General features: G+C 45.3%; 10 protein-coding genes and 2 pseudogenes. 6 read left to right on the forward strand and 6 right to left on the reverse strand.

The features are described from left to right. Positions 1-3: 3 nt before the first annotated feature. The gene (locus HMPREF0999_RS22530; RefSeq protein ID WP_117616063.1) at positions 4-201 is read right to left on the reverse strand and encodes a hypothetical protein; all 198 of its coding nucleotides are present in this window, start codon (positions 199-201) and stop codon (positions 4-6) included. Between the two features lie 15 nt (positions 202-216). Here HMPREF0999_RS22530 and HMPREF0999_RS16120 point away from each other — a divergent pair, with 15 nt between their 5' ends. Then, a complete protein-coding gene (locus HMPREF0999_RS16120; RefSeq protein ID WP_009276391.1) occupies positions 217-732 on the forward strand; it encodes an SLOG family protein in 516 nt (171 codons plus the stop codon). Positions 733-812: 80 nt separating this feature from the next. Here the strand turns inward: HMPREF0999_RS16120 and HMPREF0999_RS16125 are convergent, their stop codons facing one another. The 5 genes from HMPREF0999_RS16125 to HMPREF0999_RS16145 form a co-directional block, all read right to left on the reverse strand. After that, positions 813-1,142: a hypothetical protein gene (locus tag HMPREF0999_RS16125; protein ID WP_008779479.1), complete on the reverse strand. Its 330-nt coding sequence runs from the start codon at positions 1,140-1,142 to the stop codon at positions 813-815. A 230-nt stretch (positions 1,143-1,372) separates the two neighbouring features. Then, entirely contained in the window at positions 1,373-1,639 is a 267-nt protein-coding gene (locus HMPREF0999_RS16130) for a hypothetical protein (RefSeq protein WP_005644305.1), read from the reverse strand. Positions 1,640-1,641: 2 nt separating this feature from the next. Further along, a complete protein-coding gene (locus tag HMPREF0999_RS16135; protein WP_005644304.1) occupies positions 1,642-2,430 on the reverse strand; it encodes a DUF4122 family protein in 789 nt (262 codons plus the stop codon). A 2-nt stretch (positions 2,431-2,432) separates the two neighbouring features. Further along, a complete protein-coding gene (locus HMPREF0999_RS16140) occupies positions 2,433-2,852 on the reverse strand; it encodes a DUF3408 domain-containing protein (RefSeq protein ID WP_005644303.1) in 420 nt (139 codons plus the stop codon). A gap of 7 nt (positions 2,853-2,859) precedes the next feature. Then, the gene (locus HMPREF0999_RS16145) at positions 2,860-3,612 is read right to left on the reverse strand and encodes a ParA family protein (RefSeq protein ID WP_005644302.1); all 753 of its coding nucleotides are present in this window, start codon (positions 3,610-3,612) and stop codon (positions 2,860-2,862) included. Positions 3,613-4,220: 608 nt separating this feature from the next. On the opposite strand from HMPREF0999_RS16145, the gene mobA reads away from it, so the two are divergent. From mobA to HMPREF0999_RS22985, 5 genes and pseudogenes are all read left to right on the forward strand, one after another. Further along, positions 4,221-4,679, forward strand: a complete 459-nt coding sequence (gene mobA / locus HMPREF0999_RS16150) for a conjugal transfer protein MobA (protein ID WP_005644301.1) — start codon at positions 4,221-4,223, stop codon at positions 4,677-4,679. A 1-nt stretch (position 4,680) separates the two neighbouring features. Further along, a complete protein-coding gene (gene mobB / locus HMPREF0999_RS16155; protein ID WP_005644299.1) occupies positions 4,681-5,934 on the forward strand; it encodes a conjugal transfer protein MobB in 1,254 nt (417 codons plus the stop codon). Positions 5,935-5,968: 34 nt separating this feature from the next. After that, a pseudogene (locus HMPREF0999_RS16160) lies at positions 5,969-6,889 on the forward strand (YWFCY domain-containing protein); the annotation flags it as partial. Positions 6,890-7,529: 640 nt separating this feature from the next. Then, entirely contained in the window at positions 7,530-9,182 is a 1,653-nt protein-coding gene (ltrA, locus tag HMPREF0999_RS16165; protein ID WP_009275190.1) for a group II intron reverse transcriptase/maturase, read from the forward strand. Further along, positions 9,118-9,303: pseudogene (locus HMPREF0999_RS22985) on the forward strand (conjugal transfer protein TraG); the annotation flags it as partial. The gene ltrA and the pseudogene HMPREF0999_RS22985, both read left to right, overlap by 65 nt.

Raw genomic sequence — 9,303 nt, forward strand, 5'->3', positions numbered from 1 at the left:
ATTTCATTTCTTCCGGCAAAGGTAGCCCCGTGTCCTGAGAAGCCCGGCAAGGCGGCCCTGCGGGCTGGTTGCCGTGAAATAATCATCCTCGCTGCGCTTGCGGTATTTTTTCACGGCAAGCCTTGCGGGATTCCGAACCGGGGCGGAAAAGCCTTCAGGAAATAAAATACCGTTCGGTTTGAATGGATATATGTAAAACAAAAAACAGAAGATAACATGGAAACAAGAAACAATCAGACAGTGGCTTTCACGGGACACCGTAAGGAACGTATTCTGCAAGGGTTCGGAAACGATCCCCGGATACTTGCACAAATCAGGGAAGCTGTGGCTGGAATGGTAATAGAACTGTACGGGCAGGGATACAAGGAATACTACACCGGGATGGCCAGCGGATTTAATATGACTGCTGCGGAGGCGGTCTTGCAGGTCAGGGAGAGATACGAAGGTATCAAGCTCATAGCGGCAGTACCTTTTCGGAAACAGCCCTTGTGGTTTGAAGCGGAAGACCGGCTGTTGTATGCCCGTCTGTTGGAAAGGATGGACCGGGTGGTCATGGTTTCCGAGAATTACCACAAGGGATGTTACCTTCGCAGGGATGAATACATGGTGCGTAAAGCAGATACAGTCATAGCCTATTGGGATCTTGTGCCGAAAGGGGGAACATTCTACACGGTGAGCAAGGCGTTGGAAAGCGGCAAGCCGGTCATCAATCTTTATGAAAGGATGAAATAGCGGCTGTCTGTATTGGAATGGAAAAGCGAAGTGTGAAAGCCGATCGGCCTTCACACTTCGCTTCTTGTATATTATATTATCTATTCCTCAGAACCGGAAGAGAGGGCACGCTGTTTCCTCCGTTCCTCCTTCTTCGCTTTCTGTTGCTTCTTCTTGACCTCCATTTCAGCCATAATCTGCTTTAAGGGCTTGACCGTTTCCGGCTCTTCCCGTTTGAACCGCTTGAAGTAGATATCCTCGATAAACTGCGGAAGCGGGGTTTTCCACACCTCCTGCCGGTGGTTATCTATCTTGCCGAGCTTGTCGGGATTCAGACCCAATTCACGGGCCATCTGCACCTGCCTGTCTGAAAGGCGGTGACGCTTCTGCGCCACCAGCCATTTTTCTAATATCGCTTTTGTCATTGCCATCGTTCATTTTTTTTGCAAAGATAGAGTTTTTGCATTGATTTCTCTTAAATACCTATTTGTCAGCATTATCTTATAGTCCATAATATATAAGTGCCAATATTGGCAGAAATTTAATATGACGATGGAAACAAAAAGAGACAGTTTGGATATATAAATCTCCAAAAACAGGAAAAGGCACACCGATATCACATCGACATGCCTTCTGAAACTATGACAGCAAAAAGAAACAATTAAACGAATTCATCTATATCGAATGCTTCTGTCTTATTTTTTGTATTATCCATTTCTGAAATTTGTGAGTCATCACAAAGCATACTATCAATAAGATTTCCTATCTTCTTTTTAATAGCGGCTTCTTTCCGCATAATTCTGATGATTTCTTCTTCAGATAGATAGATGCGTGGGGCACGAATTGCAGGATTTCTTTTTATGCCGAAAGATTCTGCTTCTGACTTCGGCATTGCTTGTTGTTTTTTGTTTTTCACATTCGATCCCATATTTACATGTATTTATTCCAATCAATTCTAATCTGTTCCAAAGACTGTTTTGGCGTCTCTTTTCCATTTGGCATATTTTCCTTGAGCAGTTTTTCCAATTGGCTTTGAGTACTCAATTCGGTTGCAAAGAACCTGAACAGGTCTGTATCCTGAAGTTGGTACAAGGTTTCGGCTGCATTTCGGATTTTCTTTCTGTCATCCGTCCCCGAAATAAGTACATCAGCGACATTGTTCAGTTCTTCAAAAGTCAGTGCCCTTGAAAAATCCGGGTCAGGAACACACCCGTCATTTGACATAAGTTCCCGTTTTTCCGATTCTGTCAGTCCCTTTTGTGAAGAGAAACCATCTATCACATCATCCGGATCTATATCCTCATCTTCCTCTATAGGCTCTTTCTTCATAGGTTCAGAACGTGTGGGAGTTTTTCTCGCCACGTCCGGGTCTTCAAGATAGACTATTTTTGTCTTTCCGATAACTTCATTGTACTCGTCCAGTGGATTCGGCTGCGTTTCGGTTTTCTCTTCATGCCCGACTTTAAGGATATCCTTCTCCGCTTGTGCGATCCACGCTTCAGCCTTGTCCAGTCTTGCCCTATACCGGGCTTTCCTTGCTTTTTCCGCCATCCGCTTTTTGCGTGATTTCCATAACCGGATACGTGCAATACGCATATGACGAAGCTGACTATCCCAAAAATTATAAACTTTCGGACTGAAAATGAACATCCATACCTTATATAATATGTAGGTTGCCGACAGGACTTTTACTGAAAAATAAATTAATGTTGTTTCCATGACTATTGAATTTTAGGGGGTGAAAAACGGTCTTTATACATTCGGGTGATTTCCTCGATGTTGAGTTCTATATGCTCGGCGATGATGTTACTGATATAGCTCGCAATACTTACTTCGGGAGCTATCACATGGAGATAATTCTTTATCTCGTCGTACAGCTTGCGGTTCAGGTATACCTGGATGCGTCCGGGCATGGGGGTATTCACCAGATACTTCTGACGAAAGTTACTGTCACATTCGGGCATATTGCAAGGTTTGGGATTTTTCCGGGCAGTTTCTTTTTCCGTATCCTGCCTTTCATTGTTTTCCTCTTCCGGAACCTCAACCACTATGATATCCTCGTTCTCGATGGCATCAGGAATGTCACCGACCATATACCCCCTGATTTTTTCTTCATTCACTTTTACAATTTTCTTTGCCATATCTCAATTACAGGTTAAATTTTACAATCAGTTCGTTTGCCAGTTCCTGCAATCCGCTGCCTTTAAGCTGTCCTGCCGGCGGGGGAAGGAGTGAACATCGGAAATAGGTGCGGGTCCGGGATGAGAGTTCCTTGTCATAGCGACAGAGATCGGGAATCATTGAATCCAGAATTTTCAACCCCTGTTTCTTCATCAGTGCCATATAATTGTCAAGCACTTCGGTATTGCTTCTTTTCTTGACCTTGGTCCAGAACAGGAACACGTCTTTCAAGGGAATGTTCTTCCGGTTTTCCGCACACTTCATAACACTTTTGGCAAAGACAAAACTGCTGTCCATAACGAAATTGTCAGCGGCAATGGGGGTCAATACATAATCCACATTGAAAATGGTCTGCAAAACGCCGGATATGTCCATAGACCCCGGCAAATCTATGAAAACGATATCAAAATCTGCTTTTGCCGCCAACTCTCCGGCCACCTGGCGTGCATTCTCCGGCTTTGCCTGCCTGATAGGATAAATCCTGCATCCCCTGAGCCTCTGTTCCTCCAGCAACACCATGTACTTTTTGTTTATCTCCACCATCTCCATGTCCCGTTCCCTCAGATTGAACAGGCTGCGCTGGGTGGCGTCACAATCAACGATAGCCACATTCTTGCCCATCGAATAATTCAGGAGACTGGCAAGTGTTACCAACATTGTACTTTTGCCGACCCCACCTTTCTGGTTGCTGACCGCAACGAATAACGGATTCTTCTTCATAACTGAACTTTTTTAATGGTTTATTACACTATTGTTTTACTTGTCTGTTGTTTGCTTTGTGACAAGGTTTGTTAGTGATATGGTTACTTTGTGCTCACCAACCGGCAAACCGACCAACCGATAGTTATCTGCCCTAACAAAGCAAGTAAACAATTACTGCCCACCTGTTGCAACAAGTGTTTTCGCTAACCGACAATACAACGGACAGTCACTTGATTATTGGTTTGTTTTACCGTTTACGCTGCAAATAAAAGGGTATTTTTTCATACCTGCACTATGTTTTAAGGGAGGTGACGACCTGTGTCATCATTTGTCATCACGTTACATATAACCCGCTATTTTACAACAGGATAAACCGCCATAACTTTGCACCGACAACGGAACGGATACCGCTGCGGAGGTTTCCCGAAGCCGAAGAATGAGGCTGAAGGTCAAAACTTAATTTGACGAAGGAAAATTCATGTTCAAGCGAACATAGCAAGTTGTGTTTTGAGGCACCCGAAATAAATTCGGGCACTCAAAACAACTTGCCGCTCGCCTGACGGCTCGGGAGGGATTCACTCCAAAGTCGTGAATCCGGGACGGAAAATCAGAAACAGGAAACATCAATGCGTATGGAAGAAAACAGAAAGAAAAAATCGACAAAAGGTGTGGGGCGGAAGCCAAAATCCGACCCTGCCGTGCACCGTTATGTAGTACGGTTGAACTCGGAAGAAAACGGGCGTTTCAACATCCAGTTCCAGAAATCCGGATTGAAAGAACATTCAAAATTTATCAAGGCGATGCTTTTCGGACACGAAATCAAGGTGGTTAAAATCGATAAGGCAACGATGGACTACTACATCCGCCTGACCAATTTCTACCACCAGTTCCAGGGTATCGGCAACAATTACAACCAGACGGTCAAGGCGGTCAAGACCAATTTCGGGGAAAAACGGGCATATGCCCTGCTCCGAAATCTAGAAAAGGCGACCATAGACCTGGTAGTGCTGAGCAAGCGGATTATTATGCTTACCCACGAGTTTGAAGAAGCCTACCTTATCAAAAGGAAAAGGGAGGAAGGATGATATGGTGGCGAAAATCAACAGAGGCGTTTCCCTTTACGGGGCAATCGTCTATAACCAGCAGAAAGTGGATGATGCCACGGCACGTATCATTTACGAGAACCGCATGATTACCGATGTCACGGGCAATCCTGAACAGGTCATGCGGCAGACGATATGGGCGTTCGAGAATTACCTGCTTGCCAACAAGAACACGGAGAAGCCCGTACTGCACATCTCGTTAAACCCCTCATTGGATGACCGGCTGACAGACAGCCAATTTGCCGACCTCGCCAAAGAGTATATGCAGAAGATGGGATATGGCGACCAGCCCTACATCGTATATGTACACGAGGACATCAGCCGCAGGCACATCCATATCGTATCCACTTGCGTGAACGAGAAAGGGGAAAAGATTGACGATGCCTACGAGTGGAACCGCTCGATGAAAGCCTGCCGGGAACTGGAACGGAAGTTCGGCCTGAAACAGGTGGAAGACAAGCGGAAGGAACTGCTGGAACCGTATCTCAAAAAAGCGGACTACCAAAGCGGTGACGTGAAGAAACAGGTATCCAATATCGTCAAGAGCGTATTCGGTACCTACCGTTACCAGTCTTTCGGAGAATACAGCGCGTTGCTTTCCTGTTTCAATATCGAGGCGAAGCAAGTGAAAGGCGAATTTGGTGAAGTACCCTATAACGGTATCGTCTATATCATGACAGATGATACGGGAAAACCGGTATGCACACCCATCAAGTCTTCCCTTATCGGTAAACGCTACGGTTACGAAGGGTTGGAAAAACGTATCGGTTACAACGCCCGCGAGTATAAAGCAAAAAAATGGCAACCGAAGATACGGAACGAGATTACCCTTGCCATGCACGGCTGCCGTGGCAACAGAGAGGAATTTGTCCGTCTGCTTGCCGACAAAGGCATAGACGCGCTGTTCCGTGAAAACGATGAAGGACGCATCTATGGAGCGACCTTCATCGACCACAAGAACCGCGAGGTCTATAACGGCTCCCGACTTGGCAAGGAGTTCTCGGCGAATGCCTTTGAACGGCTCTTCAATAATCCTGACAACATCCCCAATGTGGATGCTCACATGCCGGACATCGGTCTGCAAAGCGGATTCTCCTCCGATATGGAAAGCGCCATCGAACAGGCTTTCGGTATATTCGCCATGGAACAGAACGGTCCCGACCCACAGGAAGAGGCTCTTGCCCGAAGACTGCAACGTAAAAAGAAGAAGAAACGCCGCTCACGCGGAATTTCCTAATTACCGATTTTTCTAATATTAAAATTAGTTCATTATGCAACAGGAAGATGATTTGAGAGGACTGGCCAAAGTCATGGAATTCATGCGAGCTATCTCCATTGTGTTTATTGTCATTCACGTGTACTGGTTCTGCTACCGGTCATTTGTGGATATGGGTATAAATATAGGTGTGGTCGACAGGATACTGCTCAATTTCCAACGGACGGCAGGACTGTTCAGCAACCTGCTTATAACGAAAGTATTTGCCGTCATATTCCTTGCCCTCTCATGCCTGGGTACCCAAGGAGTGAAAAATCAGGAGATGACATGGGGCAGGATATACGCCGCTTTCCTTTCGGGATTGGTGCTGTTTTTCATGAACTGGTGGATGCTTGACCTGCCATTCAGCCCGACGGCCAACGCTGTCATATATACGGTAACACTTACCGCAGGATATATCCTTCTCTTGATGTCGGGTATGTGGATCAGTCGTATGCTGAAACATAACCTTATGGAAGATGTCTTCAATACTGCCAACGAGAGTTTCATACAGGAAACAAGGCTTATGGAGAACGAGTATTCCGTCAACTTGCCCACGAAGTTTGTCTATCAGGGCAAGGAATGGGACGGATGGATCAACGTTGTAAACGTTTTTCGTGCGTCCATCGTACTGGGAACGCCCGGTTCGGGGAAAAGCTATGCAGTGGTAAACAATTACATAAAACAGCAGATTGAGAAATCCTTTGCCATGTATATTTATGATTACAAATTTCCGGATTTGTCCGAAATTGCATACAACCATTTGCTTAAGCACAAGGAGCATTACAAGGTAAGACCGGAGTTCTATGTCATTAATTTTGACGATCCGAGGCGCAGCCACCGCTGTAATCCTATCAATCCCAAGTTCATGGCGGATATTTCCGATGCTTATGAAAGTGCCTACACGATAATGCTCAATTTGAACAAGACCTGGGTGTGACCTGAAAAGTCACGTAATTGATTGTTAAACAGCAATGTATATTGCAAGATTTAACCCGCTGTTCCGTCAGCGGTAGCCTACTATAAGGTGCATCTCCAGTGATGGGTTGTGCTAAGCTTATAGGACAAAGTACACTTTCCGAAAGGACAAGACTGAACCGTGAGGGAACGTCAAGGGCGGTTAGTATCATACCGTCGAGTGGCGAGGCTGGATAGCATGGTTAACGTAATGTGAACTGACTTTAGCCGTCGTAAGGTTTGAAGGAGCGCAAGATACTTTAGCTCTCACCAAAAGGTAAGCAGTCGGATAACCCTCGCCCATGTTGGGGTTACACGGACATAGCACTGCCGGCGGACTTGGCAGAACCTAAACTATCCGTTTGTCAATTGCGTGGAACAGGGCAAGCCTGTATCTCTCTCGTAATAATGCGAGTAAGCGAACCGCAAGGCAAGCCGAATGGGGTGCAGGTATGAGATAACGAAGAAAGCGAATGCCGCCCTGTAATGGGGAGGATACGGATTGAACCAACATCACGAGTTAATGAGGGTAACATCATCCGACACGAAAGTGGGCAGACTTCCGTATATGGTAACTCTTTACAAGATAACTTTTAGAACTTTCAAAAGGAGGAAAGCAAATGAACGAGATTAAAACATCGTGTGCGCCTGCTGACAGCAGGAATCTGACTTGGGACGGTATGAACTGGTCTAAGTGTGAAACCTATGTCCGAAAGCTACAAGCGCGTATTGTAAAGGCTCAGAAAGAAGGCAGACATAACAAGGTGAAAACCTTGCAGTGGATGCTTACTCACTCTTTTTACGCCAAGGCATTGGCAGTAAAGAGGGTTACTTCCAACAAAGGGAAGAATACGTCTGGAGTAGATAAACAGCTTTGGGACTCTCCCAAGCGCAAGTACAAAGCAATCGGTGAACTTAGACGTCGTGGCTACCATCCACAGCCGCTCCGTAGGGTTCACATCAAGAAAAAGAACGGTAAACTCCGACCGTTGGGAATACCGACCATGAAAGACAGGGCGATGCAAGCATTATATCTCATGGCATTGGAACCGATAGCCGAAACGACAGGCGGCCGTTTTTCTTACGGCTTCCGAAAGAAGCGCAGGACAATGGACGCAATTCGTCAGATTGATACGGTTCTAAATCGCCAGCATTCCCCCGAATGGATTTTGGAGGGAGATATTAAGGGTTGCTTCGACCACATCAGTCACGACTGGCTTATTGAAAATATCCCTATGGATAAAACAATACTCAGAAAATGGCTGAAATGTGGAGCTGTATTCAATGGTAAACTGTTCCCGACAGAAGAGGGTACACCACAAGGAGGTATCATATCACCGACACTTGCAAATATGGCACTTGACGGACTTCAACCACTCTTGGCTGAAAGATTCAAAAGACGTTTCATCAACTATAAGACATTCCACTACAAAGTGAATCTTATCAGGTATGCGGACGACTTTATAATCACGGGTCGAGATAAGGAATTATTGGAAAACGAGGTCAAACCAATGGTGATAGAATTTCTCAAAGAAAGGGGTCTTACCTTATCCGAAGAGAAAACTACCATTACGAACATATACGATGGATTTGATTTCTTAGGTTTCAATGTAAGGAAGTTCGGCAAAAGGCTGTACACATCTCCGTCCAAAGATGCACAGAAACGCTTTAGGGCAAAAATCAGTGACATCGTTAAAGGACATAAAATGTGTAAGCAGGAATCGCTGATACGAATGCTCAATCCTGTGATAACAGGTTGGGGAAACTATTACCGATATGGTGCATCAACCAATGCTTTTCACGGTTGCGACAATCACATTTACAACCTCACAAAGAAATGGGCTTTACGTCGCCACCCAAAGAAACGCAAGTCTTGGGTTGCAGATAAGTATTGGCATGAAATTCGGGGGCGTAAATGGACGTTTGCATGGAAATATGAAACAAAAAGCAAGAAAGTGAACTACCTGACCCTTAAAAGGTTGTCGGATATACATTATACTCCGTACAAGCAAGTCAAGGGGGAGGCAAACCCTTTCGACCCGGAATACGATGATTATTTCTTTCAGCGAAAGGAGCAACAAATGCTGGAATCTCTCAAAGGACGTAAGTCACTCTTATATTTATGGAACAAGCAGAAGCGGACTTGTCCGTTATGCGGCAAGGAGATAGATTGTACAAAAGCATGGAACGTCAATGAAATATCTGTTGGTGGTTCAATTGTACGGCAACTTGTCCATAACAACTGCTACAAGCGAAATAAACGAAACTGTTGAAAGTATGAGCCGATTTCTAACAACAAATAGAAATATTGAGTTGCTTGAGCCGTATGAGGGGAAACTCTCACGTACGGTTCTTAGGGGAGAAGGGGGCAGTAATGCCCTTGACTTACCCGAT

This window comes from Parabacteroides sp. D25 (assembly GCF_000307475.1).
GTDB lineage: Bacteria > Bacteroidota > Bacteroidia > Bacteroidales > Tannerellaceae > Parabacteroides > Parabacteroides distasonis.

Bases quoted from the DNA above. Each gene is read 5' to 3' on its own strand.
- HMPREF0999_RS16125 (WP_008779479.1), bottom strand. From the start codon at position 1,142: ATGGCAATGACAAAAGCGATATTAGAAAAATGGCTGGTGGCGCAGAAG.
- mobB (WP_005644299.1), top strand. From the start codon at position 4,681: ATGGTGGCGAAAATCAACAGAGGCGTTTCCCTTTACGGGGCAATCGTC.
- HMPREF0999_RS16140 (WP_005644303.1), bottom strand. From the start codon at position 2,852: ATGGCAAAGAAAATTGTAAAAGTGAATGAAGAAAAAATCAGGGGGTAT.
- mobA (WP_005644301.1), top strand. From the start codon at position 4,221: ATGCGTATGGAAGAAAACAGAAAGAAAAAATCGACAAAAGGTGTGGGG.
- HMPREF0999_RS16120 (WP_009276391.1), top strand. From the start codon at position 217: ATGGAAACAAGAAACAATCAGACAGTGGCTTTCACGGGACACCGTAAG.
- HMPREF0999_RS16145 (WP_005644302.1), bottom strand. From the start codon at position 3,612: ATGAAGAAGAATCCGTTATTCGTTGCGGTCAGCAACCAGAAAGGTGGG.
- ltrA (WP_009275190.1), top strand. From the start codon at position 7,530: ATGAACGAGATTAAAACATCGTGTGCGCCTGCTGACAGCAGGAATCTG.
- HMPREF0999_RS16135 (WP_005644304.1), bottom strand. From the start codon at position 2,430: ATGGAAACAACATTAATTTATTTTTCAGTAAAAGTCCTGTCGGCAACC.
- HMPREF0999_RS16130 (WP_005644305.1), bottom strand. From the start codon at position 1,639: ATGGGATCGAATGTGAAAAACAAAAAACAACAAGCAATGCCGAAGTCA.